General features: G+C 71.9%; 22 protein-coding genes and 1 pseudogene. 13 read left to right on the forward strand and 10 right to left on the reverse strand.

Features of this window, described 5'->3' with window-relative positions; all coding sequences use genetic code 11:
* Nucleotides 1-66 precede the first annotated feature (66 nt).
* The gene (locus AB0L56_RS09545) at nt 67-267 is read right to left on the reverse strand and encodes a hypothetical protein (RefSeq protein ID WP_361036721.1); all 201 of its coding nucleotides are present in this window, start codon (nt 265-267) and stop codon (nt 67-69) included.
* Nucleotides 268-447: 180 nt separating this feature from the next.
* On the opposite strand from AB0L56_RS09545, the gene AB0L56_RS09550 reads away from it, so the two are divergent.
* The 3 genes from AB0L56_RS09550 (at nt 448) to AB0L56_RS09560 (ending at nt 3,207) form a co-directional block, all read left to right on the forward strand.
* Nucleotides 448-1,698, forward strand: a complete 1,251-nt coding sequence (locus AB0L56_RS09550) for a histidine kinase (protein ID WP_365420858.1) — start codon at nt 448-450, stop codon at nt 1,696-1,698.
* Nucleotides 1,699-1,764: 66 nt separating this feature from the next.
* Nucleotides 1,765-2,439 (forward strand): response regulator transcription factor, encoded by a 675-nt coding sequence (locus AB0L56_RS09555; protein WP_365420861.1) that lies wholly within the window; start codon nt 1,765-1,767, stop codon nt 2,437-2,439.
* A 612-nt stretch (nt 2,440-3,051) separates the two neighbouring features.
* The gene (locus AB0L56_RS09560; protein WP_365420864.1) at nt 3,052-3,207 is read left to right on the forward strand and encodes a hypothetical protein; all 156 of its coding nucleotides are present in this window, start codon (nt 3,052-3,054) and stop codon (nt 3,205-3,207) included.
* A gap of 54 nt (nt 3,208-3,261) precedes the next feature.
* Here AB0L56_RS09560 and AB0L56_RS09565 read toward each other — a convergent pair whose 3' ends face one another.
* Nucleotides 3,262-4,284, reverse strand: coding sequence for a Gfo/Idh/MocA family oxidoreductase (locus AB0L56_RS09565; RefSeq protein WP_365420867.1), 1,023 nt, complete (start codon nt 4,282-4,284; stop codon nt 3,262-3,264).
* 116 nt (nt 4,285-4,400) lie between these two features.
* Between AB0L56_RS09565 and AB0L56_RS09570 the strand changes: the two genes are divergently transcribed.
* From AB0L56_RS09570 to AB0L56_RS09595, 6 genes are all read left to right on the forward strand, one after another.
* Nucleotides 4,401-5,150, forward strand: a complete 750-nt coding sequence (locus AB0L56_RS09570; protein WP_361036739.1) for a GntR family transcriptional regulator — start codon at nt 4,401-4,403, stop codon at nt 5,148-5,150.
* Between the two features lie 120 nt (nt 5,151-5,270).
* Nucleotides 5,271-6,419, forward strand: coding sequence for an ROK family glucokinase (locus AB0L56_RS09575; protein WP_361036725.1), 1,149 nt, complete (start codon nt 5,271-5,273; stop codon nt 6,417-6,419).
* Complete coding sequence (locus tag AB0L56_RS09580) at nt 6,416-6,994, forward strand: sugar kinase (protein WP_365420871.1); 579 nt, start codon at nt 6,416-6,418, stop codon at nt 6,992-6,994. The genes AB0L56_RS09575 and AB0L56_RS09580 overlap by 4 nt, the downstream gene beginning before the upstream one ends.
* Before the next feature lie 109 nt (nt 6,995-7,103).
* Nucleotides 7,104-10,025 (forward strand): DEAD/DEAH box helicase, encoded by a 2,922-nt coding sequence (locus tag AB0L56_RS09585; protein WP_365420873.1) that lies wholly within the window; start codon nt 7,104-7,106, stop codon nt 10,023-10,025.
* Complete coding sequence (locus tag AB0L56_RS09590) at nt 10,022-12,244, forward strand: SWIM zinc finger family protein (protein ID WP_365420876.1); 2,223 nt, start codon at nt 10,022-10,024, stop codon at nt 12,242-12,244. Before AB0L56_RS09585 ends, AB0L56_RS09590 begins: the two co-directional genes overlap by 4 nt.
* Before the next feature lie 213 nt (nt 12,245-12,457).
* Complete coding sequence (locus AB0L56_RS09595; RefSeq protein ID WP_365420879.1) at nt 12,458-13,102, forward strand: hypothetical protein; 645 nt, start codon at nt 12,458-12,460, stop codon at nt 13,100-13,102.
* Between the two features lie 16 nt (nt 13,103-13,118).
* Here the strand turns inward: AB0L56_RS09595 and AB0L56_RS09600 are convergent, their stop codons facing one another.
* The 4 genes from AB0L56_RS09600 to AB0L56_RS09615 form a co-directional block, all read right to left on the reverse strand.
* A complete protein-coding gene (locus AB0L56_RS09600) occupies nt 13,119-14,393 on the reverse strand; it encodes an MFS transporter (RefSeq protein ID WP_365420882.1) in 1,275 nt (424 codons plus the stop codon).
* Between the two features lie 73 nt (nt 14,394-14,466).
* Nucleotides 14,467-15,366 (reverse strand): murein L,D-transpeptidase, encoded by a 900-nt coding sequence (locus AB0L56_RS09605; protein ID WP_365420885.1) that lies wholly within the window; start codon nt 15,364-15,366, stop codon nt 14,467-14,469.
* A 50-nt stretch (nt 15,367-15,416) separates the two neighbouring features.
* Nucleotides 15,417-16,211 (reverse strand): peptidoglycan-binding domain-containing protein, encoded by a 795-nt coding sequence (locus tag AB0L56_RS09610; RefSeq protein WP_365420888.1) that lies wholly within the window; start codon nt 16,209-16,211, stop codon nt 15,417-15,419.
* Nucleotides 16,212-16,305: 94 nt separating this feature from the next.
* Nucleotides 16,306-18,033 carry a GH25 family lysozyme gene (locus AB0L56_RS09615; RefSeq protein WP_365420891.1) on the reverse strand — a complete coding sequence of 576 codons (1,728 nt, stop codon included), beginning with the start codon at nt 18,031-18,033 and terminating at the stop codon, nt 16,306-16,308.
* Between the two features lie 167 nt (nt 18,034-18,200).
* Here AB0L56_RS09615 and AB0L56_RS09620 point away from each other — a divergent pair, with 167 nt between their 5' ends.
* A complete protein-coding gene (locus AB0L56_RS09620) occupies nt 18,201-19,154 on the forward strand; it encodes a DUF2690 domain-containing protein (protein WP_365420894.1) in 954 nt (317 codons plus the stop codon).
* 399 nt (nt 19,155-19,553) lie between these two features.
* On the opposite strand, the gene AB0L56_RS09625 is transcribed toward AB0L56_RS09620, so the two are convergent.
* From AB0L56_RS09625 to AB0L56_RS09635, 3 genes are all read right to left on the reverse strand, one after another.
* Nucleotides 19,554-20,987, reverse strand: coding sequence for a serine/threonine-protein kinase (locus AB0L56_RS09625; protein WP_365420897.1), 1,434 nt, complete (start codon nt 20,985-20,987; stop codon nt 19,554-19,556).
* Nucleotides 20,984-21,277, reverse strand: a complete 294-nt coding sequence (locus tag AB0L56_RS09630; RefSeq protein ID WP_365420900.1) for a hypothetical protein — start codon at nt 21,275-21,277, stop codon at nt 20,984-20,986. Before AB0L56_RS09630 ends, AB0L56_RS09625 begins: the two co-directional genes overlap by 4 nt.
* Before the next feature lie 295 nt (nt 21,278-21,572).
* The gene (locus AB0L56_RS09635) at nt 21,573-22,367 is read right to left on the reverse strand and encodes a serine/threonine protein kinase (RefSeq protein WP_361037814.1); all 795 of its coding nucleotides are present in this window, start codon (nt 22,365-22,367) and stop codon (nt 21,573-21,575) included.
* Between the two features lie 436 nt (nt 22,368-22,803).
* Here AB0L56_RS09635 and AB0L56_RS09640 point away from each other — a divergent pair, with 436 nt between their 5' ends.
* Complete coding sequence (locus AB0L56_RS09640; protein WP_365420903.1) at nt 22,804-23,688, forward strand: hypothetical protein; 885 nt, start codon at nt 22,804-22,806, stop codon at nt 23,686-23,688.
* Nucleotides 23,689-23,728: 40 nt separating this feature from the next.
* The gene (locus AB0L56_RS09645) at nt 23,729-24,184 is read left to right on the forward strand and encodes a hypothetical protein (protein WP_365420906.1); all 456 of its coding nucleotides are present in this window, start codon (nt 23,729-23,731) and stop codon (nt 24,182-24,184) included.
* A 663-nt stretch (nt 24,185-24,847) separates the two neighbouring features.
* Here the strand turns inward: AB0L56_RS09645 and AB0L56_RS09650 are convergent.
* Nucleotides 24,848-25,159 (reverse strand): annotated as a pseudogene (locus AB0L56_RS09650) (MFS transporter); the annotation flags it as partial.
* A gap of 709 nt (nt 25,160-25,868) precedes the next feature.
* Here AB0L56_RS09650 and AB0L56_RS09655 point away from each other — a divergent pair.
* Complete coding sequence (locus AB0L56_RS09655) at nt 25,869-26,114, forward strand: hypothetical protein (RefSeq protein ID WP_365420909.1); 246 nt, start codon at nt 25,869-25,871, stop codon at nt 26,112-26,114.
* Nucleotides 26,115-26,378: the final 264 nt, after the last annotated feature.

The following is a 26,378-nucleotide window of genomic DNA, read 5'->3' on the forward strand; positions in this document are numbered from 1 at the left end:
GACGGGGGGCGTCGTACGGCCCTCATCGCCCGCACACGCCCGCACACCCCCGGCGACCCCGGGTCGTCAGCCGGCGTTCCGGCTCTCCGCCGCCGCGAACAGGGCGCCGCACAGCACCAGCAGGGCGATGCTCGCGAAAAGCTCGTAACCGTCGAGGAACCCGAACCGGTGGACGAGCCCCCAGTCCCAGCCGGCGAACTCACTCACCAGACCCGCCACACCCTGCACCCCGGCGAGGAACCCCAGCACTTCCAGCGTCTGCTTCATGCCACCGACTCTCGCCCCGCACACCGTTCGCCCGCATCGGCCGAGGGGCGCAGCCCGGCCCGACGGAGGACCGTAATCCCGGCCGGCCGAAGCGCCAAAAGTCTGCGGTGCCGCGACTTAGGTATCCCATCCGTCCCGCGACGCGCTGCGCCAGCCGACCCCTGCGTAGATTTGTCGACCGTGACTGGTGACAAGGCGGCGCAGACCGCCCCGGTGTTCACGGGGCCCCGATGGTTCTTCCCGTCCGCCGTCATCCACCAACTCGACCCCGACGCGCACCGCTCCGGCCGGCGTCCCCGCCGTACCGCGCGCGACTGGGTCGTCGACTTCGCCTGCTTCGTGCTGGCCGCCCTGGTGGGTCTGGCGGGTGCCGAAACCCTCGCCGGCAACGCCTCCGTCCCGGAGCCGCTGGCCCTGACCGACCAGGTGATCGGGGCGCTCGCCTGCGCCGCGGTCTGGCTGCGCCGGCGGTGGCCGTTCGGTCTGGCCGCGGGCATGGTTCCGGTCAGCTTCGTCTCGGAGACCTCCGGCGGAGTCGCCATGATCGCCCTGTTCACGCTCGCCGTGCACCGGCCCTTCCGGTACGTGGCCTGGGTGGCCGGTGCCCACATGGTGCTGGTGCCGCTCTACCTCTGGTGGCGTCCCGACCCGGACCTGCCGTACCTCGCCGCGCTCATTCTGTTCGTGGTGCTGACGGCCGCCGTCGTCGGCTGGGGCATGTTCGTCCGGTCCAAACGGCAGCTCATGCTGAGCCTCAGGGACCGGGCCCGGCGGGCCGAGACGGAGGCACGGCTGCGTGCCGAACAGGCGCAGCGGCTGGCGCGGGAGGCCATCGCGCGGGAGATGCACGACGTGCTCGCGCACCGGCTGACGCTGCTGAGCGTGCACGCGGGCGCGCTGGAGTTCCGGCCCGACGCACCGCGTGAGCAGATCGCACGGGCGGCGGGGGTGATCCGGGAGAGCGCGCACGAGGTGCTGCAGGACCTGCGGGAGATCATCGGGGTGCTGCGGGCCGGCGACTCCGACGACGCGGGCCGGCCGCAGCCGACGCTCGCGGCCCTCGACACCCTGGTCGCCGAGTCCCGGGGGGCCGGCATGAAGGTCATCCTCGACCAGCGGGTCACCGAACCGGCCGCCGTCCCGGCCTCCGTAGGCCGCACCGCCTACCGGATCGCCCAGGAGTGCCTGACCAACGCCCGTAAGCACGCACCCGGCACGGAGGTCACCGTGACGGTCACCGGCGGGCCGGGGGGCGGCCTCGCCGTGACCGTCCGCAATCCCGCCCCGGAGGGCGGCGTACCGCACGTTCCCGGCGCCGGGCAGGGCCTGATCGGGCTCACCGAGCGCGCCACCCTGGCCGGCGGTACCCTGCGGCACGGACCCACCCCCGACGGCGGGTTCGAGGTACGGGCGAGGCTGCCGTGGGCGTGAACAGGTCCCGGTGGATCGCACCGTCCGTGTGTCGCCGCCCCGCCCGGCCGTGATTACGTACCGCACATGACTGCCATCAGACTGCTCCTCGTCGACGACGACCCGCTGGTACGGGCCGGGCTGTCCTTCATGATGGGCGGCGCCGACGACATCGAGATCGTCGGCGAGGCGGCCGACGGCGGCGAGGTCGAGACACTCGTCGACCGGACCCGCCCGGACGTCGTCCTCATGGACATCCGGATGCCGACAGTGGACGGTCTCACCGCGACGGAGGCGCTGCGCCGGCGCGAGGACGCCCCGCAGGTCGTGCTGCTCACCACCTTCCACGCGGACGAGCAGGTGCTGCGGGCGCTCCGCGCGGGCGCCGCCGGCTTCGTGCTCAAGGACACCCCGCCCGCCGAGATCCTCGCCGCGGTGCGCCGGGTCGCGGCCGGTGACCCGGTGCTGTCGCCCACGGTCACCCGGCAGCTGATGGCCCACGCCGCCGGCACCGGAACCGACCTGCGGCGCACCCGCGCGCGTGCGCGCATCGAGGACCTCAACGACCGCGAACGCGAGGTCGCCGTCGCCGTCGGCCGGGGCCTGGCCAACGCCGAGATCGCCGCGGAGCTCTACATGAGCGTGGCCACGGTGAAGAGCCACGTCTCCCGAATCCTGGCCAAGCTCGCCCTGAACAACCGCGTACAGATCGCCCTCCTCGCCCACGACGCAGGCTTGCTGGAGGAGTCCGAGGGGCCCTGATCCGTGACCGGTCGCCTACGACGCGGGCCTGCTGGGGAGTCCGAGGGGGCTTGATCCGCGACCGGTCGCCTACGACGCGGGCCTGCTGGGGAGTCCGAGGGGGCTTGATCCGCGACCGGTCGCCCAGGACGCGGGCCTGCTGGGGAGTCCGAGGGGCCTTGATCCGCGACCGGTCGCCTACGACGCGGGCCTGTTGGAGGTGACCGACGGGCCCTGATCTCCGACCGGTCGCCCACGGCGCCGGCGTGCTGGAGGAGACCGACCGGCCCTAACCCCCGACCGGTCACCCGTCCGCCCCTGAGGAGCCACGTTCCATGTCCCCGTCCCCGCCCCCGGCCCCCGCACTCGACACCGGCAGGTAGGCCGTGGAGAGCCAGCTCTCAGCAGACTCCTGGGGCCGCAGCGGGCGAAAGCGCCGCTCTCGAAGGGAGCACCGCTCTCGAAGGTGAGCGCCAATCCCAAAGAAGAGCGCCAACCTCAGAGAAGAGCACCGCTCGCGAAGAGAAGCACGACTCTAGGAAGCGAGCGTCGCTCTCAGAAGGAAGCGCTGCTCACTGCGCCACACCTCCGTGGCGCAGGTACTGGACGGAGAAGCCTCCGGTCAGCACGTCCGTGCCGAGAACGGCGCCGGCGGCGAAGGTGAGGGACGGCCGCACCCTGCGCGCCCGCGCGGAGGTCGCGCACGCCGGCCGGCGCGATGCCGTGGTCCGCGTGGCGATGCTGTGCGCGGTCGCGCAGGGCACGGTCGCGCCGGTCCCGTCGCCCTGACCCGGCCGCCCCGCCCGGCCCGCACGTCAGGCGTCGCCCCGCCCGCCCGCCTCGTCAGGCCAACGCCGCCGCCGACCCGCTCAGCAGTTCGCTCGGGCGGACCGGTCTGTGCTCCCGCCGCGACAGCTCGCACGCCTCCGCGACCAGCAGCGCCTGGAGCGCCTCCCGCCCGTCACATGGATTGGCCCGTTCGCCCAGGACCACCTCGACGAACGCGATCAGCTCCGCCTCGTACGCGGGCCCGAACCGCTCCAGGAACCCCGTCCACGGCTTGTCGGCGGCCGGTGGCCCGGTCGGCTCGGTGGACGCGATCGGCGTGCGGTCGTCCAGGCCGACGACGATCTGGTCCCGCTCCCCGGCGAGCTCCATGCGCACGTCGTAGCCGGCGCCGTTCAGCCGGGTCGCGGTGACCGCGGCGAGCGTGCCGTCGTCGAGGGTGAGCAGCGCCGCACCGGTGTCGACGTCGCCCGCCTCGCGGAACATGGCGGGGCCGGCGTCGGACCCGGCCGCGTAGACCTCCGTGATCTCCCGGCCGGTCACCCAGCGCAGGATGTCGAAGTCGTGGATCAGGGTGTCCCGGTACAGACCGCCGGACTGCGGCAGATACCCGGCGGGCGGCGGCTCCGCGTCGCCGGCCATCGTCCGTACGGTGTGCAGCCGCCCCAGCCGGCCCGAGCGCACCGCCTCCCGCGCACCCGTGTAACCGGCGTCGAAGCGGCGCTGGAAGCCCATCTGCAGCACGGTCCCGGCGGTCTCGACCTCCGTGATCGCCTGTAACGTGCCGGCCAGGTCCAGGGCGATGGGCTTCTCGCAGAACACCGGCAGCCCCGCGCGTGCCGCCCGGCCGATCAGATCGGCGTGGGCGGACGTGGCCGCCGTGATCACCACGGCGTCGACTCCCCAGGTGTAGATCTCGTCCACCCCCGGTGCCGCCGTCTCCCCGAGCCGGTGGGCGAGGGCCTGCGCCCGCGCCGGATCCACGTCCGTGAGGATCAGGGAACCGACGTCCCGGTGCTTGCTGAGTGTGTGAGCGTGAATGGTGCCGAGACGGCCCGTACCGATGACCCCGATGCGCATGGAAACAAAGTGGGCCCCGCATCGCTCCCTGTCAATGCGCATGTCCGGACAACCGAACTACACAACTTCCCGTCAACAGCCCACGGGACTACGCTCGGGCCGTGCCGAAACCAGAAGTGGACCCGACCGTACAACTGGAGTTGAGCGTCGACCGCGGCTCCCCCGTGCCGTTGTACTTCCAGCTGTCCCAGCAGCTGGAGTCCGCGATCGAGCACGGCGCGCTGACCCCCGGCACCCTGCTGGGCAACGAGATCGAGCTCGCCGCGCGGCTCGGTCTGTCCCGGCCCACCGTCCGCCAGGCCATTCAGTCGCTCGTCGACAAGGGCCTGCTGGTGCGGCGGCGAGGGGTCGGTACCCAGGTGGTGCACAGCCAGGTCAAGCGCCCGCTGGAACTCAGCAGCCTCTACGACGACCTGGAGTCGGCCGGCCAGCGCCCCACCACCAAGGTGCTGGTCAACACCGTCGTCGCCGCGTCCGCCGAGGTGGCGGCGGCGCTCGGCGTGCCCGAGGACAGTGAGGCGCACCGCATCGAACGGCTGCGGCTCGCCCACGGGGAGCCGATGGCGTACCTGTGCAACTACCTGCCGACCGGACTGCTCGACCTGGACACCGCACAGCTCGAGGCCACCGGCCTGTACCGGCTGATGCGGGCCGCCGGGATCACCCTGCACAGCGCCCGGCAGACCATCGGCGCCCGGGCCGCCACCGCCGCCGAGGCCGAGCGGCTGGGGGAGCAGACCGGCGCCCCGCTGCTCACCATGCAGCGCGTCACGTTCGACGACACGGGCCGCGCGGTGGAGTTCGGCACCCACACCTACCGGCCCTCGCGCTACTCCTTCGAGTTCCAGCTGCTCGTACGGCCGTAGCCCCACGCACGTCGCAATGTCCGGACAATGCGACCGGTGACCGGAGGTGGAGCGGCCGCTCCCCGTCCCCCACCTGCCCCATACCGCAATCGGCGCACCGGTGCGGCAGAATCGCACACGATGAGCACCTACCGCGACTTCACCGCCCCCATCGGCTCCCGCCGCGCCCCGGTCCTGAGAACCGTCGGCACCCGGGAGCGCCGCTCCCTCCTGACGGCGCCCCGCGTCCCCACGGTGGGCATCGACATCGGCGGCACCAAGGTCATGGCGGGCGTCGTGGACGCCGACGGCAACATCCTGGAGCGGCTCCGCACGGAGACCCCGGACAAGTCCAAGAGCCCGAAAGTCGTCGAGGACACGATCGTCGAGCTGGTGCTGGACCTCTCCGACCGGCACGACGTGCACGCCGTCGGCATCGGCGCCGCCGGCTGGGTCGACGCCGACCGCAACCGCGTGCTGTTCGCCCCCCACCTGTCCTGGCGCAACGAGCCGCTGCGGGACCGCCTCGCCGACCGCCTCGCCGTCCCGGTCCTCGTCGACAACGACGCCAACTCCGCCGCCTGGGCCGAGTGGCGCTTCGGCGCCGGACGCGGCGAGGACCACCTGGTGATGATCACCCTGGGCACCGGCATCGGCGGCGCGATCCTGGAGGACGGGCAGGTCAAGCGCGGCAAGTACGGAGTGGCCGGCGAGTTCGGCCATATGCAGGTCGTCCCGGGCGGCCACCGCTGCCCCTGCGGCAACCGCGGCTGCTGGGAGCAGTACAGCTCCGGCAACGCGCTGGTCCGCGAGGCGCGCGAGCTGGCCGCCGCCGACTCGCCGGTCGCCTACGGCATCATCGAGCACGTCAAGGGCAACATCGCGGACATCAGCGGCCCGATGATCACCGAGCTGGCCCGTGACGGCGACGCCATGTGCATCGAGCTGCTCCAGGACATCGGCCAGTGGCTCGGCGTGGGAATCGCCAACCTCGCCGCCGCCCTCGACCCCTCCTGCTTCGTCGTAGGCGGGGGCGTCTCCGCCGCCGACGATCTGCTGATCGGCCCCGCGCGGGACGCGTTCAAGCGCCACCTCACCGGCCGCGGCTACCGCCCCGAGGCCCGGATCGTCCGCGCCCAGCTCGGCCCCGAGGCCGGCATGGTCGGTGCCGCCGACCTCGCCCGTCTCGTCGCCCGCCGCTTCCGCCGGGCCAAGCGCCGCCGGGTCGAGCGGTACGAGCGCTACGAGCGGTACGCGGAGAGCCTCCGTACCACCCGGGAGTCCCTGTGACCGCGGAGTTGCCCCAGCAGTCGAACGTCCCGGGCGAGCCCCACCCGGCCGAGGACCGGCGCCACATGGTCCGCCGCAGGGCACTCACCCTGCTGATCATCGTGCTGCTCATCGGCGTCCCCGCCGGCTACCTGATGATCTCGGCGGCGCAGAGCCGGGCCAGCGGCAAGGACAAGGAGGCCAGGTACTCCGCGACCGGCCTCACCGAGGGCTGGCCGTCGAGGCTCCAGCGCCGCCTCTACCAGGTGCCCCTCCCGCACCCGGCCTGGTGGGTGGCCTCGTACGAGACCAACAACTGGAAGACCAGCCGTTTGTACGTCGAGTTCGAGACCACCGACGCGGGACTGAGCGCCTTCCTCGCCGGCATGGGCGTACAGGAGAGCGAGCTGAAGCGGGACGACCTCCCCATCAACGACCGCGACCGGGAGATCACCGGCTGGACCTTCGACGGACCCGGCACCTGGTCGGGCCTGGTCCACGTGCAGAAGGACCCGGCGCCCACGCGCGAGGTCGTCGTCAACCACGACAAGCCGGGATACCCGAGGGTGTACGTCGTCTCCCGCACCGTGCCCTGACCTCCGGGCCCCGGCCCTCACGCCCGGCGGCCCAGGGCCGATTGTCGGACCCCGCCCGTAGAGTCGGAGACGACTGATCCGGCACGCGGGGGAGGAGGTGACAAGGCGTATGAGTGAGCACGCCATGACGGCCGGGCGGGACACGCCCGAGCCCGGCCGGGCGCCCGCCGACCTCCCCGCGCGGTTCGCGGCCGTCTTCCTGCCCGCACCCCTCCCGCGCGACGGACGCATCGCCTTCTACGACCCCGAGGGCGGCCCCGACGGGCCCGACGCCCCTGACCCCGACGAGAGGCCCGACGCCCCCGAACCCGCGCGACGTACCGACCTCACCGTCGTCCGCCCGCACGGCACCGGGGTACGGCGGCGGACGGTCCCCGCCCTCACCCTCCCCGTCGACGAAGCCCTGCCGCTGCTGGTCCGCGCCCGGCACGACCCCGCCGCCCACCCCGCCACCGCCTGCTGGGGCGCCGCCGCCCTGCACGCGCTGCGACTCACCGCCCGCGGCCGGCTGCTCCCCGGACTGACCGCGGCCGGCCACGACGCCTGGCGCGCCGGCCCGCTCGAACCGGACGACGTGGCGCATCTGCGCGCGGTGGCCGCCGCCCTGCCCCCCGAAGGCCACGCCGTGCCCCTCTCCGGCACCGGCCCGCTCCGGCTGCCCCGGCCCGAGGCCCTCGTGCGCGCCTTCCTCGACGCGGTCGCCGACACCCTGCCCCGAACACCGGCCGCGCCGTACGCCGCGGGACCGCCGTTCGCCGCCCGCCGGGCCCAGCGGCTGCCCGACGCCCACGACTGGGCCGCCGAGGTCGCCGCCGGCATGGACGCCGGGGTACGGATCTCCCTCCGCCTGGACCTGTCCGCCTACGATCTCTTCGACCCGGGCGCGGGCTCAGGCGCGGACGGTGGCCGGGACGGGGGCGGTGCGCGGAGCGCGGGCGCGGCGATCGTGCAGGTGCACAGCCTCGCCGACCCGACCCTGGTGGCCGACGCGGCCGCCCTGTGGGCAGGCGAGGCGGACAGCGCCTTCGGCCCCCGCGCGCGGGTGGACGCCGCCCTCGCCGTACGCCGCGCGGCGCGCGTCTGGGCGCCGCTCGACCGGCTCTCCGACCAGGACGTACCCGATGTGCTGGCCCTGTCCGAGGACGAACTGGGCGATCTGCTCGGCGTGGCGGCCACCCGGCTCGCCGCGGCCGGCGTCGCCGTGCACTGGCCCCGGGACCTCGCCCAGGACCTGACCGCCACCGCGGTGGTCCGCCCGGCCCCCGGCTCGGCCACCGACGGCACGGGCTTCTTCGAGACCGAGGACCTGTTGCGGTTCGGCTGGCAGCTCGCCCTCGGCGGCGATCCGCTCACCGAGGCGGAGATGGACGCCCTGGCCGAGGCCCACCGCCCCGTCGTCCGCCTGCGCGACCAGTGGGTGCTGGTCGACCCGGCCCTCGTCCGCAAGGCCCGCAAGCGCGACCTGGGACTGCTCGACCCGGTCGACGCGCTGTCCGTCGCCCTCACCGGCCATGCGGAGGTCGACGGAGAGACCGTCGAGGCGGTCCCAGCCGGAGCCCTGGCCGCCCTCCGCGACCGCCTGACCGCCGGCGTGCGGCCTGCCGCACCACCACCCGGCCTGGACGCCACCCTGCGCGACTACCAGCTCCGCGGCCTGGCCTGGCTCGACCTCATGACGTCCCTGGGCCTCGGCGGCTGCCTCGCCGACGACATGGGCCTCGGCAAGACGATCACCCTCATCGCCCTGCACCTGAAACGGGCCCGCCGCGAACCGACCCTGGTGGTCTGCCCGGCCTCGCTGCTCGGCAACTGGCAGCGCGAGATCACCCGGTTCGCACCCGGCGTCCCCGTCCGCCGCTTCCACGGTCCCGACCGCACCCTGGACGGCCTGGACGGCGGCTTCGTCCTCACCACCTACGGCACCATGCGCTCCGCCACGCCGGACCTCGCCGGACACCGGTGGGGCATGGTCGTGGCCGACGAGGCCCAGCACGTCAAGAACCCCCACTCCGCGACGGCCAAGGCACTGCGTACCATCCCGGCCCCCGCCCGCGTGGCCCTCACCGGTACACCCGTGGAGAACAACCTCTCCGAACTGTGGGCCCTGCTCGACTGGACGACCCCGGGACTCCTCGGCCCCCTGAAGTCCTTCCGCGCCCGGCACGCGCGCGCGGTGGAGACCGGCGAGGACGAGGAGGCGGCCGAGCGCCTCGCCCGCCTGGTCCGCCCCTTCCTCCTGCGGCGCAAGAAGTCCGACCCCGGCATCGTCCCCGAACTGCCGCCCAAGACCGAGACCGACCACCCCGTTCCCCTCACCCGCGAACAGGCGGCGCTGTACGAGGCGGTGGTGCGCGAGTCGATGACCGCCATCGAGACCGCGCAGGGCATGGGCCGCCGCGGACTGGTGCTGAAGCTGCTGACCTCGCTCAAGCAGATCTGCGACCACCCGGCGCTGTATCTGAAGGAGGAGCACACCCCGGCCGGAGGCGACCGGCTCGCCGCCCGCTCGGGCAAGCTGGCCCTGCTGGACGAACTGCTCGACACCCTGCTCGCCGAGGACGGCTCGGCCCTGGTGTTCACGCAGTACGTCGGGATGGCCCGCCTGATCACCGCCCACCTGGCCGGGCGCGCGGTCCCGGTCGACCTCCTCCACGGCGGTACGCCGGTGCCGGAGCGGGAGCGCATGGTGGACCGCTTCCAGAGCGGCGCGACCCCCGTCCTGGTGCTCTCCCTCAAGGCGGCCGGCACCGGCCTGAACCTCACCCGCGCGGGCCACGTCGTGCACTTCGACCGCTGGTGGAACCCGGCGGTCGAGGAGCAGGCGACCGACCGCGCCTACCGCATCGGCCAGACCCAGCCCGTCCAGGTCCACCGCCTCGTCACCGAGGGCACGGTCGAGGACCGGATCGCCGAGATGCTGCAGTCCAAGCGGGCCCTCGCCGACGCCATCCTCGGCTCCGGCGAGTCGGCCCTGACCGAACTCTCCGACCGCGACCTGTCCGCCCTGGTGTCCCTGCGGAGGCCGGCATGACACCCCGCCCGTCCGACGAGGCACGCGAGGCCCTGCGCGCCGCCCGCGCTCGGGCGACCAGCGAGGCACGGGACCACCCGGCCCCCGCCGACCGGCAGTCGGCCGATCAGCCGCACCACCCGGCCCCCGCCGACCGGCAGTCGGCCGATCATCCGCACCGCCCGGGCGACGCCGCCCGCGAGGCCCTCCGCCGCGCAGTCCGCGCCCGCCGCGCAGCGTCGGCGGCGCCCGGCGAGGAGCCCACATCAGCCGCACGGAACGGCCTGAGCGGCCCCTCCGACCACCGACCGGTGCCGCAGGTGGCGGGGACCGACGAAGAGTCCCCTTCCGGGTCGGCGCACCAGGAAGAGCAGCACGAGCCGCACGGCGGGGCACCGGGCACCGAACCCCCCGCCGGGCTTGCCCCCGTGGCGGACACCGCCCCGGACGACGACACGGGTACGGCCCGCCGCCCCGGGGACGTAGCCCGGGAGGCTCTGCGCTCGGCCCGTGCGGAAGCGGAACGGGCCCGCACCACTGCCGAGGACGACCGGCACGGGCAGACCGGGTCCGAGCGACGCCGCGGCGCGCCCCGCGTCCCCCGCACCACGCGCGGCGACCGCGCCGCCGCCGAGCGGGCCCGCCAGGTACGCGCGGCGCTCACCGAAGCCTTCCAGATGCCGGCCGACACAGACGATCCCCATCGCGAGCCGCCCGCCCACGCGGTCGATCCTCGCCGGGTGCCGTCGGCCGGTACGGACGATCCCCGTCGCAAGCTGCCCGCCGACGCGGACGATCCCCGTCGCGAGCCGCCCGCCGACGCGGACGGACCCCATGGGGAGCTGCCCGCCGATGAGGGCCCCCGCCAAGACGCCCCCGCCGCACCGTCCGGCGCCCCGGCGCGGGGTCGGGGCACCGCAGCCGGTTGGGTACCGCCGTCGGCGTCGCACACCCCACACGCCGCACCCCGGTCCATGGCCGCCCCCGCCCGGGACGGCGACCTGCGTCGCACCTTCCCCGCGTTCCCGCCCCGCGCCTCGGAGGGCGAGGACTTTGCCGGGACATGGTGGGGGAGGGCGTGGGTCACCGCGCTGGAAGGCGGCGCACTGGACCCCGCGCGGCTCGCACGCGGACGCGGATACGCCGAGCAAGGACATGTCGACGCCATCACGGTGACGCCCGGACTGGTCCTGGCGTACGTGCGGGGCAGCCGCCCACGCCCCTACCGCGTGCAGGTGCGGCTGCGGACGTTCGAGGACGCCGACTGGGAGCGGTTCCTGGACGCCGCCGCCGACCGCCCCGGACACATCGCGGCCCTGCTCGACGGGGAGATGCCCCGGTCCCTCGCCGACTGCGGAGTCCCGCTGCTACCCGCCCCCGGCGACCTCGCCCCGCGATGCAGCTGCCCCGACTCCGGCCACCCCTGCAAGCACGCGGCGGCCCTCTGCTACCAGACCGCGCGGCTGCTCGACGCCGACCCGTTCGTGCTGCTCCTGCTGCGCGGACGCGGTGAGCGCGAGGTGATCGACGCGCTGTCCCGCCTGAGCGCGGCCCGCGCGGCCCGCGCCGCCCAGGAGAGGGAACCGGAGCCCCTGCCCGGCGTACGGGCGTCCGACGCCTTCGCCCGACGCGGCCAACTCCCGCCGCTCCCAGCCCCGTTGCCCCCACCGCCGCACCCGGAGCAGCCGCCCGTCTACCCCGCGTCCCCCGGCGGTCCGGACCCGTTCGCGCTGGACCAGTTGGCCACCGACGCCGCCGCCCGCGCGCACGCCCTGCTCACCACCGGCCGTGACCCGGTGGGCGGGCTCACCCTGTGGCACGACGCCGTGCGTCTCGCTGCCGCCCGCCCCGGCTCCGGCCTGACCGCCGCGACGCGCGCCCTCTACTCCTCCCTCGCCCGGGCAGCCGGCCGCACCCCCGCCGAACTCGCCCGCGCGGTAGCCGCCTGGCGCCAGGGCGGCCCGGCCGGCCTCGCCGTCCTCGAGGAGCCCTGGGACCCGCCGGCGGGCCGCTTCGACCGCGCCCGCCCGCTCCTCCTCGCCGCCGACCTCCCCGCCTTCCGCCCCTGGCGCAACCACCTCACCCACCCCCGGGGCCATGTCCAGCTCCGCCTCGGGCGCGACCACCTCTGGTACGCCTACGAGTCCGAACCCGGCCACGACGACTGGTGGCCCCGCGGCACCCCCGACCCCGACCCCGTCGGCGCCCTGACCGGCCTGGACTCACCGGACGCCTTCTGAGCGGCTCCCCGTCCGGCCGCCGCGCCCACGGTCACGTACCCGTCCGTGCCGTCAGACGCGCCGCCGCACACTGCGGTCATCCTCCGGTCGCACCACTTGGTCGGCCGTCAGACGGAGCCGAATCACCTCTCAGAGTGACGCTCGGAGCCCCGGTGACTGGGACCTTCATTACTGAACGGACCGAACGCAGTTCATCCAAGCCGAGGACCGCCCATGCAGCAGTTCGTCCAGCACACCAAAGAACCCACTACCGTCCACCCCGGACGATTACGCGTCGCATGGCGAGCGGCCCACGAACCCGTTGCCGGAGTGTCACGACGGATTCGACTCCTGGCTTACTCCGTGCCCTTGGTCGTGCTTCCTTCCAGTATCTGGCGGCTCCCGGCCGCGTTCGGCGACGGCCGCGGACTCGCCGAACGGATGTACATCGTCTTCCTGTCGGTTCTGTCCGAGGCCTTCGCGTTCGCTGCGATCGGTCTGATCGCCCGCTGGGGTGAGGTGTTCCCGCGCTGGATCCCATTCCTTCGCGGTCGCCGGGTTCCGAGAAGGGCAGCCGTCCTCCCGGCAACCATCGGGGCCGCGAGCCTCACCCTCCTGTTCACCCTTCTGTTCATCGCCTCCCAGGTCAGGGGTACGACGATCCGAGGTGGCGACCTCCCGGCCGACTACCCCAGTCAAGCCGACGGCTGGGAAGCTGCCTGGTTCTACGTCTGCTACGCGCCCCTGACCCTGTGGGGGCCACTGCTGGGCGTGCTGACCGTCGCGTACTGGAAACGCCGTTCCGGGGCCCACACCCTGCGGCGGCGAGTACACCCGCTGACCACCGCAGATGTTCCGTCGAGGGACGGCGAGCGCTGATCAGCGTGCTGGTCCGCTACCCGGCCTGCTCCACAGCCGCCGGTGACCCGTCCGCGGTCCGGACTTCGGTGCTGTCGGGTGCCCGGAGACGGCGTACCGAAGGGGAAAGCAGTGCGGCGGCAGTGGCCAGCACGATCATGAGCGCGCAGCCGACCAGGGCGTTCTCGGCACCGACGGCGCCGGCAACGGGACCGGCGACGAGGAGACCAAGGGGCGCGAAGGCCAGCGAGCCGAACCATTCGTAGGAGCTGACCCTGGACAGGGCCTCCTCGGGGATCTCCCGCTGGATGGTGGTCGTCCAGAGCACGGCGAAGATGTCCGAGGCGATGCCGGAGCAGAACATGGCCGCGGCGATCAGCCACACCGGCGCCTGTGCGGACAGCAGGGCGATCGGTACGGCGGCCGGGAACGTGGAGAGGACGGCCACCAGTACCGGACGTCGCACCCGGATCCGTGCGGCCAGCCCCGCGCCCGCGACGGTGCCGAGAGCCTGGGCCGTCACGATGACCGACCACGCACGTGCGCCGCCCAGGTGCTCCTCGGCCACCAGCGGGCCCAGGACACCGACGTTGGCGTTCAACGCGGCGACCACGATCGCGTACTGCGCGACCACGGACCACAGCCACTGCCGGGAGGAGAACTCCTGCCATCCCTCCCGCAGATCCGTCCAGCCGGACGACGTCTTCGGCGGTCGCCCCGGCACGCGCAGCCGCAGTACCAGGACCGCGCTGACCGCGAAGGAGACCGCGTTCAGCGCCAGCGCCCAGCCCGCTCCGACCAGCGCCACGGTCACACCCGACAACGCGAGGCCGAGGAGCAGGGACATGTTGGTGCCCACCCGCAACAGCGCATTGCCCTGCTGGAGCCGCTCGCTGGACACCAGCAGCGGCAGCACACCGTCCATCGCGGGGGAGAACAAGGCGGTCGCCGTGCCCGCGACGACAGCCAGCGCGCACATCGCCACCAGCGGAGCACGACCCGTCAGGACCATGGCCGCGAGACCTCCATAGGCCGCCATCCCGACCCAGTCGGCAAGGGCCATCAGCCGGACCCGGGACATACGGTCTGCGATCACCCCGCCCACCAGGATGAACACCAGTTGAGGCAACGCCTGGCAGGCCAGCACCAACGACAGCCGACCCGGACCAGCCCCAGGTAGACCGAGCACGGCGAACCCGAGTGCCACCCGCGCAAAACCGTTGCCCAGAACCGAGATGATCCGCGCCGATGCGAGCAGGACAAACTGACGGTCCTGCCACAGCGGCGGCATCCCTGCAGAAGTATGCGTCACAACCGGCGACCCTAAGGGCCCGCAGCCAGGTGGCCGCGGGCCCTCGCCGCGTCAGGGGACGTGGACTCAGATGTCAGCTGACCTGGAGAGTCAGGTTCTTCGGCCAGCCGACCCGGTCGAGCTGACGGAACAGCCCCTTGATGTCGTCCGGGCGGAGCTTGATGCAGCCAGAGGACCTGTAGTCGGCGTCACCCTCCCAACGCCGAAGGCTGTCCTCCTCGAAGATGCTGAAGCCCTGTGTGCCGTCGGCCTTCATCTCGCTGTGGATGAACAGGTCGGTGCGGTTGACTGCCTTCTGGCCGGCCACGGGCTTGCATACCTTGTCGGCGAGCTCGATGACGTAGCCCTGCACCGCAGGCCGGTTCCATGGCAGGGCATCGGCGCCGCGGTTGGTCATGTGCCCCGCGATCCGGTACGACCCGCTGGGCAGCCACCCCGAGCCGCTGGCGCACTCGTTTCTGCTGAAGTCCTTGCCGGAGCCCGCGCGGTAGCTGACGACCACCTTGCCGTCCCGGAGGAGAGCCAGCCTCGAGTTCTGCGGGTCGTTCCAGTTCTTGGTGAACTTCAGGCTGTACGAGGCGGGGCGCGGCGCGTTGGGCGTGGACGGAGGCGTGAGGAGGGTGTTCCACGTCCGGGGGCCCGCGATGCCGTCGGCCTGCAGACGGTGCTCCTGCTGGAATGTCTTTACGGCGGTTTCCGTGCGCGGGCCGAAGATGCCGTCGGCGGTGAGAGTGTGGCCGTGGGCGATGAGGCGGCGCTGGAGTTCGGTGACGGCAGGACCGCGGCTGCCGTTGCGCAGAGTGGGCCGCTCCACGTCGTTCGTGGTGGGGCGGAGCGGGGCGGCCTGGCGGGCGCCGACGGCCGGGTCGTCGTTGGCGACGGCGGGTACCTGCGTCATGGCGAGTGCGGTGAGGGACGTGACGGTGAGGGCGGTGGTGACGGCGGCCCAGAGGGAGCGGGAGGTGCGGTTCATGGCGTGTGGTCCTTTCGTGTCATGTTCGTGCTGTGAGCGGTGACTGCCGCTCATGACTGCTCGAGGGTCACCAGCGCCGACCAGGTGTCCGGGCCGACGACGCCATCGGGTGCGAGAGAGCGGACGGTCTGGAAGGCAGTGACCGCCTCGGCGGTCTCCTCGTCGAAGACGCCGTTCGCCGACACGGGGTGGCCGTGGGCGGCGAGCAGGCGCTGGACGGCTGTTACGGCCGGCCCCCGGTCGCCGGCGCGGACGGTGACAATCAGGGCGTGCCAGGTGTCGGGGCCGGTGATGCCGTCGTCGGCGAGGGAACGGTCGCGCTGGTAGACGGTGACCTGGCTGGTGGTCGCCGGGCCGTAGACCGCGTCGGGTGCGGTGCGGTAGCCGTGGGAGGTCAGGAGGAGCTGGATCGCGGCGACGGTCTCACCCTGGTCGCCGGACTTGACGTGCGGCCAGGTGCGGGAGCTGGTGCCCGGGGTCCTTGGAGACCCCGTCGCGTGTGGGGTGGCTGCGTCAGGTGAGCTGGGAGCTGAGGAGGAGTCAGGCGAGAGGGTGGCTGGTGAGTTCGCCGCGGTGTTCTCGGCCGGCTCCGGGACCCCAAGGCCATCCTGCGCCTCCGCCACGCACCCGTCGTGCGTCAGGCAATCGTCGAGGGGCGCAGTGGCCGCCGGGGCCGGGGCCGGGGCGCTGTCGGCGCGGCCTTGCGCGTTCTGGTACGCGGACGCGGCCATGGTCAGGGCGGCGATAACGAAGACGGCCAGTACCAGAGGGCGGCTGCAGAGCCAGTCGGCGAGACGCCGTGTCGGGCCGGGACGTCGTGCGGTCGGGGGAGGGCTGCCGGTCATCGGGATTCTCCGTGAGGTGGGCGCCGTAAGGGGGCAGGGGTGGGGCACCGTGTTCGTGGCGCCCCACCCGCTCCCGGTCAGTAGGGGGGACCGGTCACTTCCAGGCGCAGTGGACGTGGGTGCTGTGGCCCTTGTGACCGGGGCCGAGCACCTCGGTCGCGCCGAGCCTGCGGCAGGCCGCCATGAAGGCGCGGTGCTGGGCGCCGCTGCCGACGTGGACTCCGTTGATCTCGTTGACGTCGAAGCTGAGACCGCGGTAGTGGCGGGAGGTGCTGCTGTGGACGCCGCCCACGAACTCGGTGATGTTCATGCGGAACCCGTGCGAGTTGCGCAGGCTGAGGAGGCCGCGGAGCATACGGGCGTCGAGCTGGACCCGCTTGGCGCCGACGTGGCTCTGCGGGCTGGTGAGCGCGCCCTTGCCGGCAGCCATGTCGGTGATGTTGGCGTAGGCGGTGGAGCCGCTGTGCCGGGTCTGAGAGTGCACGCGGGCGAACGTGATACCCGGGGTCTTCACCAGCTGCTTGGCCAGGGCGACGGCGCTACCCGTAGTGGGCGGGGCGTCGGAGCCACCGCCACTGCGGTCGGTGAGCAGGGCGCTCCACGTCCTGGGACCGGCGACGCCGTCGGGCTGCAGGCCCTTCGCGCTCTGGAGAGACTTGACAGCGGCCGCGGTGGCCGGCCCGAAGGCGCCGTCGGTACGCAGGCGCGCGCCGGAGGCGTTGAGTTGGTGCTGGAGGGCCACCACCGCCGATCCCTTCGCCCCCTCCTTGAGGCTCACGATCAGGGCTCCCCAGGTCTTCGGACCGACCACCCCGTCAGCCTCGAGCTTGCGGGCGGTCTGGAACGACTTGACCGCCGCAGTCGTGTCGCGGCCATAGATGCCGTCGGCGTCCAGGCGAGCCCCGGCCGCGTTCAGGAGGTGCTGCGCGGTGACGACATCGGTGCCGCGGCTTTGCGCGCTCAGCACCGGCGCTCCGGTGACCGGCGCGTGGGAGTGCTCGGCCGGCGGTCGAGGGGTCGGCGAGGTGGTGTCCCGGCCTCCGGCCCCGTCCAGGTGCGCCAGTCGGCGTAGTTCGGGGAGCGTTCCGCGGAAGACGTTCAGGTCGACGCGGCCGGCGGACGGAATGCCCGGCACACTCCCGGTCTCCGTGTACTGCCAGATCTTCCAGCCCTGCCCCGCGCCCGGCACCGGCGCGGGCTCGTTGGACCCGCTCTCGTACCTGGGCTGCCACATCACATGTCCGGCGAGCACCGAGCCGTCGCCGCCCATACAGGCGTCGACGAACGACTTCGTGGTGTAGACGATCGGCTTCACACCCAGCTGGGACGTGACGGACGTGAGGAAGGCGCGGACGCCGGCGGTGCTGAAGTTGGCGGGGCACCTGCCCTTGTGCTGCTCCAGGTCAAGCACGGGCGGCAGTTCGCCCGCAGCCTTGCCTGTGTAACCGGCCGCCTTCACAGTGGCGACGAAGTTGCGGGCCTGGTCCGCGGCGGGCGTGCGGCCGTAGAAGTGGTAGGGGCCGTGTGGCAGAGCTGCCTGCCGTGCGCCGCGCAGATCGCGGGAGAACCACGGGTCCTGCCAGTCCGCGCCTTCGGTTGCCTTGACGAAGGCGAAGTCCTGCCCGGAGGAGCGGACCGCGTTCCAGTCGATGGGGTTGCCGCCGCGGTGGTTGTGGTGGCTGGTGTCGACGCCCTTGACCGCGTACGTGGAGGGTGATGCCGCGTCGGCGGGGAGCACGGTGATGCCCGCGAAGATCATTCCCCCGCTCGCGAGCATCGCCCCCGTCCAGCCGGCGGCCTTCTTCCTGGTCCTCCAGTTCACTGTTCTCTTCCTCTCGGGTGGCGGAACCTTGGAGTCGCACGGTTTTGTGCGACTCGAGTGAGAAAGATGACCGTCCCGTCGGCCCAGCGCTACAGTTCTCCTGACGATGGGTCATATTGGGACATGCAAGTCCCTGACCAGCGAGTTTCAGACGTGATGGGGGCGCTGTGGGACGGTTCGGGACACCGGAGGAACGGGGCGGGACGGCCCGGGATGGAGCCCGGCACGAGAACGGGAACGCGAACGAGGTCGCGGACAGCGACACCGCCGAGCCGTCGGCGGAGCTCGTTGAGCTGATCTCAGCGATCCGCCGGTGCATGACGGAACTCAGCTGGTCCTACAACGTCATGGGTCGCCGAACCGACGCCTCCTCCAGCACATGGAACCGCTGGTGCACCCAGACCCGGCTGCCACGTCGTGATGCCTTGGTCAGCTTCGCCAAGGCCGCCCCCGAAGTCGTCGGACGGCACCGACTCCTGGAACTGTGGGAGGCCGCCCGGGCAGCGCAGGAGGCGGCGTCGGCGCCTGCGGAGGCATCCCCACCCTCTCCTGAGGCCGCTCCGGCTGACTCCCTGATCCCGGCTGGCCGTCGTCCACGCCTTGGGGCGGTTCTGCTGGGGGCCGCCGGAGTGCTTGTCGTCGGCGCGGGCATTACGGTGTGGACGCTCACCGCGAACGCCGGTGACGCGCCCGGCGGCCGCGCCGCGCCGCCCGCCACGATGGCGGCACCGCCGACGGTCCGGGCCTCACCCACCATCTCCTGCCACGGCGACACCTGCGCCTCGCTGGATCCCGCCCACACCCACTGCGCCGACGACGCCGTCACCGTCTATACCGCCGAGAAGTACGGGGCGAAGATCGAACTGCGTCACAGCCAGGCCTGCGGAACCGTCTGGGCCAAAATGAGCAAGACGTTCGCCGGTGACCGGGTCATCGTCTCTCATCGAGACGGCCCCTCCGAGGAATACCGCCAGCAGTACGGGCGCGACGCCCACACCTCCATGCTCGCCGTCGACGCTCCCGAGGACGCCAAGGCCTGCGCCATCGTCCAGGACCGCGGCACAGTCTGCGCCACCGAGCGCGCCCCCGCCTCCCCGGCTCCCGCGGAAACGGGCCGCTGAGACCGCGGCTTACGCCACGCCACTCCAGGATTCCGACCTGGTCGCAAACTCCCGCCGGCGCGGCGAAAGCTCGGTCACGGCCGAGGCGATCCACCCGGCGGGCGACCCCCGCAGGCGCGGAGACGAGCTGTCCTGGTGGCAGGGGGCCCATACCTGTAGGGAGCTACCCCCTACAGGTAGGGGGACGACGCAAGGTCGTCCTGGAACTGCAACGCGGCCCCGAGCTCCCCCGTGGCGGGGACGACGCAACCTTGTTCCAGAAACCGAAGTTGCCTTTGGAGCTACCCCCGCAGGCGCGGCCGCCTGGGTGGAGGCCCAGCGGGCGGTTGTGGACGTCTTCACGCGCGACCCGGCGGATCCGAAGGAATCCCTGGCAGCGCGGGCCGCAGACATCCGACTCTAGCTACCCGGCCTGCCGTCGCTTCCGCAGGTGGGCAACGCGGTGGGCTCTTGCCGGGTACGGACGGCCGGGAACCAGGCGTGCCCGGATGGCTCCTCGGGGACCTTCACCCGGTACCAGCGTGTGGTGCCGACGCCGGTCTCGTCAGCCACCCGGTCTCCTTCGAATAGCACGCAGTCTGCTTCCAGCACGTCTCCGTGCCAGATCCGATGCTCGGAGACATTGCCCGACTTGTACTTCTTGTACGGGTTCAAGGCCAGGCCCATGCTGCAGCCGCGCAGCCGCTCGGTCTGATTCCGGCACGGCGTCTCGACGTTGTACACGATGATCCGCGCCGTGGGTCCTGCCTTCGCTCCGTCATCTGTGGCCTGTCCCGTCAACCACCACCAGCCTCCGGTGGTTGCGGCGACAGCCAGGACAGCGGCTCCCGTCGCCGCGGAGATGCCCAGACGCCCGACCGCGGTGCGCCGACGCCGTGTGAGCGTGTGGGAGGATTCACGGGCCAAAGCCAGCATGCGGTCGGCGGTGGCCGGGGCGCGGCTCGCGTGGTCACGGGCAAGGCAACGGGTGACGAAGTCCCGTCCGGTGGGGTCGAGAGCGGGATGCAGGCGCAGCGGGGCTCTGCCGCACGCGTACTCCTGGACCGCTGCCGCCCGCGCTCCAGCGGTGGCGCCGGGAAACGGGAGGGATCCGCCAGTGAGGATCTGGTGCACGGTGACGCCCAGGGCCCAGATATCGGCCGTGGGGCGTACCGGGACCCCGCGCTCACTGATCTCCGCCCGCCAGCGTTCCGGCGGCAGGTAGTCCGGCGATCCGAGGGGCGGCGCGTAACCGTGGGTGCCGTCAACCCGCGAGACCAGGCCGAAGTCGGCCAGCCGGACCGAGCCGTCCGGCATGATCAGCACGTTGGCGGGCTTGAGATCGCCGTGGACCCAGCCTTCCGCGTGAAGGTGGGCGAGCCCTTCGCAGATCTGGGTGATCACCCGACCGGCGTCCGCGAGCGGCTCACCGTCCGTTGCCGTGTCGAACCGGTCCTGCAGACTGCTGGAGGCGCGCTCCATGACGAGGACGACGGCGCCGTCCAGGTCCGGCCGCTCCTCGTCGGTCGCCACGAAGGTCTCCAGGACCTGGATGAGCCGGTCGTGGGCAGCGGTCCGACTGAATTGGACCTCACGCTCGGCCAGTTCCCGCCATTCGCGGGAGCGGCGCGGCCCGAAGGCATTCGTCATCACGAATTTCAGAGCCACCTCTTCCGGCGGTGAACCGGCAGTCCCGCCGCCGGGATTCTCGTCGGCGGCCCGGCGTGCGGCGTAGACGCTGCCCCAATTGCCGGACGCGAGAGGGGAGACCACTTCCCAACGTCCCAGCCTGTATCCGGCTGGCACCGGAACCGCCCAGTCTTCGCCCACCTCGACTCTCGGCCCCTCGGTCACGCGGCGGCCTTCGTCGCCGCGCCCCCGCCCGCTCCTGCCTGCCGCGCCGTCGCCGCATCGCTCCGTCGGGGCAGCGACTGCAGACGATCCTGCGCGACCAGCCCGAAGAGCGGCGCGGTGGACACCGGCGTCTCGCGCCTCTCACCCAGCCCGACGGCATCCGAACGGTCCGGCGTGCCGCTGGTCGGCTCGCTGTGCCCGTTGCGGTTGAGGTCGCCCCGCGGCCCGGAGCTCGTCGTACCGGCACCTGGGGCATCCCGATCCATGGCAGCGACGGCAATCACGGTCATGGGGGTGACCTCGTGTAAGCGCAAAGTCATGCTCCTGCCAGGAAACTGAGGCTTCGGCAACGTACGGCATGCGTGACAGACGGACAAGAGGATAGAGCGCGTCGGCCGGGGGCACCGCAGGTTCCAGCTCACGACAGCGCCCATGGTGACCCGCAGGCGGATCCCCTCGCTTGTTGGTGGAGCGCGAGGTGGACACGTTCGGCCCGCCGCTCGTCGACTCGGTCGGCATCGACTTCGCGGACGGCGCCTTGTGCGACGGGCCGGCACTACCGGCGACGACCTGCCGTGGCCTGACTCATGCGTGGTCCCCGGACAGCACCGGTTTCGCCGGCGAGGGGCCAGGCACGCGGGACGGCAGGAGCGGCAGGTGTTCCTCACGGACCAGGCCGAAGCGCAGCGCGACGCCGACCACCGCGTCGCGCTTGCCGGTGCGCCGCGCACCGCTGGGGGTGGCGTTGTCCCGCAGCCCGCGCACCCGCAGCTTCTGCTCCGCCAGATAGTCGATGTGGGCGCTGACCCCCCGCGCGGTCAGCCGCGTCAGCGCCGGGTGGGTGCGGAGGCGTTCCACAACCTGCGGGGTGGTCGGCACGGACACGGCCGACGCGTCGCGCAGCCGCGGTTCGCAGAGCGCCACCAGGACGAGGAAGTACGTGGCGGTCTCGTCCAGGGAGTAGGCGGGGAGCGTTCGGGTGCCCCGGGCTCCGGCGTGAACGTCCGGGTCGAGGTAGACGTGGTCGGGCGCAAAGACCTGGAAGCTCACCGTGGAGCCCTGGGTGGGCAGCACCACCCGGGCGAACTCGAACGGGATGGGCGCCCCGGACCGGCGCGGTGCGATCCGAAGGTACTCTCCGGCCCCTTCCGGGTTTTCGACCAGATAGCTGTGGGTGGTGGAGTAGTTGCTGAGCCGCCAGTGGTCCTCGGTCACCCGGATCTCGCCGGCGAACCGGGAGACGGCCGGGTCGGGCAGCAGCAGTTCGACCGGATGCGCCGTCGTGCCCCGGCCGAAGCGCGCGGCCTCCCCCGGGCCCAGGTGCAAGGTTGTGGGCTCCGCGCCATGCGCCGGCGGCACATGAATCACTATGCCGCTCATCGGCGGTTTCCCCTCTCGTCACGGCCGGTGCCCAGCCGCCAGGGATGATAGCCAGCGGAGTTGGCCTGTGCGGGCTCGCTTGCGCACATCGGCTGGATGACGCCGGTGAGGGAAAAGACGGCCGTCCCGAGCGCGTCCACTGTCCCGGTTCATCGCGTAGTCGCGCTCCGGCGCGCGTGTGGTGTCCGGGACATGGGAGCCCGCGCACGGTGACAGCGGCTACTTCGGCCCTACCTCACAGCGGCACAGGACGTCACTCCGCGAACTTCCGGATGACGCACCCGATCACTTCGCCCTTACGTTCTGCTCGTCCGGCCGGCCGCACACGCTCGGTCGGCGGCGACACGAGGAGCTCCGATGAGTCGAAGCGCACCGCTTCTGCTCGATCACGACGTGCCTGACAGCAAGCTGGAGACGAGCTTCACAGGGAGGAACGGTGCGACGTCACCGCAGAGCCGTCATCGCGGCGGCGGCCATCGTGACGGTGGTGGGAGCCGTGGGCCTCGCGAATGCAAGGCCCGAACCATCGACTCCACGGCCGCATGCTCTCGGCGAAGCGCAGAAGGACACGCTCCACGAAGCCGAAGAGGTACTGACCCGTGCCTGTATGGCGAGCCACGGCTTCAAAACGTGGGTGGTGCCCCGGCGACCTCTTCCCGACGATCGTGACTTTCCCTACGTTGTCGACGATCTCCGGTGGGCATCGAGACACGGATACGGTAGCGACCTCTCCGCACAACGCGAAAAGTTGCGCACGTCCGACCCGAATCGGCGGTATTTCGCCGGATTGACGTCGTCGGAACAAAAGCGCGCGCTGGATGCTCTTCACGGCAGGAAATCAGCCAGGCACATCACGGCTCGTGATCCCGCCGGAATGACCGTCGGCCGCGTGGACGACGGCTGCAGGGCGCAAGCCCAGAGGGAGCTCTACGGAGACCTCGAGACATGGTTTCGTGTCACTACGGTCACCGATGCTCTCGCCGCACTGCGAAGCCGCATGACCGCCGGCGACGCAGAGTTCACGAAGTCGGTCGAAGACTGGTCGACATGCATGCGAGCCCGCGGATTCCCTTACGCGACCCCGCAGGAAACCCGCGCCGCATTCAACGCGGATCGCGGGATCAGCCGGGAAAGGGAGATCCGCACAGCGGTCACCGAGGCACGCTGCGCGGCAAGTACCGGTCTGTCCCGAACAGCTCACCGCCTCGGCGAGCGGTACGGCAAGCAGCTCCGCCAACGGTACGAGGAGGAGGTGCGTACCAGGCTCACGTTGGAGAACGAAGCCCTTGCTCGCGCCCGCACCATCGTCCGCTCGCAGTGACCATCCACCGGAACACCCGACCACCACGGAAAAGGACATCATGAAGAAGATCGGCATCGCCCTGACCGCTCTCACCCTCACCGCCATGGCTGCGGCCACCCCGTCCGCCTCCGCAGAGCCCACCCGGTCCTCATCGACTCCGACGGCCTCCGCCCCGGCGGTCGCAGCCGCCGACGGATACCTGTATGCGTGGGACGGCTTCGGACGCAGCGGAGCCCAGTGCCGCTGGCTGAACGACGACACCGACTGGTCGACCTGCTCCGGCATCAGCATGCGCAACAGGGCGAGCTCGCTGGAGAACCGCGGCTATGCCGGTGCGTACGAAGACGTCGACCTGTTCTGGACCACGGGCTACGGCGGCTCCAAGAACTGCCTGCCGAACGGCCGCTACCTCGACAACCTCACGGGAATCTACTTCCTGTGGGATGGCAAGTCGGGCCAGGGACAGACGATGAACAACAACATCTCCAGCCACCGCTGGTCGAACAACTGCTGAGGGTCCCCCGCTCACCACCCCGCGCTTCACTTCAATGCTCCGCGGAGGCGGCAGGGCACATCCGGCCTCCTCCGCGGCAGCCATGGAACCTGATCCACCCCGAGGGTGGTGTCCCGTTGTCGGGGTGTGCCCTTCCACCGCCCAGGTACCGACACCCCCTGCCCGCTCCCTTCCCCCATTCAGCCGCCGAGCCCAGCCCCGCCTGCTACTCCGGCCAGCAGCTCGTCCGGGGACGTGGGCCGTCCGCGGCAAGGACCACCTTGGCGTAGGTGCCGACGCGCGGTGCGCTCCGGTGAGCCGGACGGGCTGGTAGCTCTGGTACCCCGTAAGGCGGGGGAGTTCATCACCGTGTGCTCGCGCATCAGCAGGCCGGAAGTCTCGAACCACTCCAGTTTCGTGGAAGCCGCCTCCAGGCGGGCCTCCTGCTGGAAGGTGCAGTCCGTCATGCCAAGCGGTGGGACACATCGCTGCGGGAGAGGCCCGGCTCTCCCGTTACTGCACCGCGTGACCGTAGGGCAGGAACGTGCTCAGGCGCTGGTTGGCACTCGCCGAGCGGCAGGCGGACCATCACTTCCGCGCACGGCCAGGTGGGGTCTGATGCAGCCTGCGGGGGAGTGGCTCATGGGGACGGTCCTTCCTGTGGGCTGTGGGGAAGGCCTCTCTGAAGCTTGCGAACGTCGCCGCGTTCACCAGCGCGCCGAGCAGCATCACCAGGATCAACCGCGGCCGGATGAGCTCTGCTCGCAGGGCCGGCCCGCCAGTCGCCTCTGCCTTCACCCGTCCCATGGGGATCCCCTTCAGGATGCCGAGAGCTGCGGGCAGGCAGAGAGCGGCGACGGCCCAGAAGGTGGCCCGCCAGCCGAGCAACGTGCCGAGTACCGCCCCACCAGGGCCACCGGCGATCGTGGCCACCGTCGTGCCTGACAGCAGCACGGCCAGCGCACGTCCCTTCTTGTCGGGCGGGACTCTCGACGACGGTTGGCCCCTGACCCTCTGACGGGGGATCAAAAGTGACCCACTTGGTGGAGCACTGGGTCGGCACCGGCCGACTCGATAGAGAAGGCTCCCAAGCCACCTTCGGTCGCGGCGAAGAGGCAACGTTCAGATCAAAGGGCAGCGTCACCGGCCTGCTCCAACACACCTTGGCGACAGCCGGTTACAAGATCGGGCGAGTCCGACGGTGTCGGGCTAGGTGAGGCCCGGTCGCTTTGTGTCGGCGACCAGAGGTCACCACCGCCAACGGAGTTGATGAATGCCGCCGCGATGGCGACCCGCGCAGCCGGGCCGCTCTGTCCCGTGGCGGAAGCTGGACTTGGCGGCGCGGGCGTACCTGCACCAGCACGTGGCTGGTCACCTGGAGTTGCGCCGGTCATGCTCCCACCCCCGTGCTCAAGTGTCCCCAGTTGAGCGTAGCGTGATGGTTACGTTGAGTGCTGCCGTTCGGCTGACATCCGCTGAAGGTGGCCGTGACGGCTTATCGGGGCGTCAAGCCAGCTGAGCTCGATAAGGTTGCGTCTCTTCGGTCAGGCTCGGGACGCCGGCTGCGGGCATCTCGGCTGCATGGAGCAGTCCGGGCAGGTCAACGGCCACCTGTTGGAGTCCCTGGCCTCGTCACATGGCCGCCTCCCCTCCGGTGTCAACCACGTTTGACGCCCGACAGGGTATGTCAACTAAAATTGCGTCCATGGACAGCGACGAGCTCCCCCAGCTCACCCGGCTAGCACAGCGCACCGGAGACGGCGACCCGATCGAGGCCCTTGCCGCGATCGCCGAACTGCGGAAGGTGCTGGAACGCCAGGAGGCGGTGCTGGTTCGGCGGGCACGCACCCAGGGCCGGAGCTGGGCCCAGATCGCCGAGGTCCTCGGCGTGAGCAGGCAGGCCGTGCACAAGAAGCACGGCGGCCGCAGGCTCTTCCGCAGCGACGACTGAACACGCCGCTGTGGGCAGTCTCCCCACCTGAGCGCGATGGTGCTGATGGCCCGCTTCTACGCCTTGCGGCGCTCCGACGGGCTGGATCCGCCGGAAGCGTTGCGACGGGCGCAGTAATGGGTCCCCGACACGCCGAACGGCGCGAAGCGCGACATGTGCCCCGGCATCGGGGAACTGAGCGGCGACCGTGCCGGCCCCGCCGGAGCCAAGCCCTGTGGGCGCAGGCGCACCGTTCGCCGTCCTGCTGGCCACGTTCGCGTACGT

The organism is Streptomyces sp. NPDC052079 (assembly GCF_040680275.1).
Classification (GTDB): Bacteria; Actinomycetota; Actinomycetes; order Streptomycetales; family Streptomycetaceae; genus Streptomyces.

Coding starts and splice junctions, on each gene's coding strand:
- AB0L56_RS09545 (WP_361036721.1), bottom strand. CDS start 267: ATGAAGCAGACGCTGGAAGTGCTGGGGTTCCTCGCCGGGGTGCAGGGT.
- AB0L56_RS09555 (WP_365420861.1), top strand. CDS start 1,765: ATGACTGCCATCAGACTGCTCCTCGTCGACGACGACCCGCTGGTACGG.
- AB0L56_RS09565 (WP_365420867.1), bottom strand. CDS start 4,284: ATGCGCATCGGGGTCATCGGTACGGGCCGTCTCGGCACCATTCACGCT.
- AB0L56_RS09575 (WP_361036725.1), top strand. CDS start 5,271: ATGAGCACCTACCGCGACTTCACCGCCCCCATCGGCTCCCGCCGCGCC.
- AB0L56_RS09585 (WP_365420873.1), top strand. CDS start 7,104: ATGAGTGAGCACGCCATGACGGCCGGGCGGGACACGCCCGAGCCCGGC.
- AB0L56_RS09590 (WP_365420876.1), top strand. CDS start 10,022: ATGACACCCCGCCCGTCCGACGAGGCACGCGAGGCCCTGCGCGCCGCC.
- AB0L56_RS09595 (WP_365420879.1), top strand. CDS start 12,458: ATGCAGCAGTTCGTCCAGCACACCAAAGAACCCACTACCGTCCACCCC.
- AB0L56_RS09605 (WP_365420885.1), bottom strand. CDS start 15,366: ATGAACCGCACCTCCCGCTCCCTCTGGGCCGCCGTCACCACCGCCCTC.
- AB0L56_RS09610 (WP_365420888.1), bottom strand. CDS start 16,211: ATGACCGGCAGCCCTCCCCCGACCGCACGACGTCCCGGCCCGACACGG.
- AB0L56_RS09630 (WP_365420900.1), bottom strand. CDS start 21,277: ATGACCGTGATTGCCGTCGCTGCCATGGATCGGGATGCCCCAGGTGCC.
- AB0L56_RS09635 (WP_361037814.1), bottom strand. CDS start 22,367: ATGAGCGGCATAGTGATTCATGTGCCGCCGGCGCATGGCGCGGAGCCC.
- AB0L56_RS09645 (WP_365420906.1), top strand. CDS start 23,729: ATGAAGAAGATCGGCATCGCCCTGACCGCTCTCACCCTCACCGCCATG.
- AB0L56_RS09655 (WP_365420909.1), top strand. CDS start 25,869: ATGGACAGCGACGAGCTCCCCCAGCTCACCCGGCTAGCACAGCGCACC.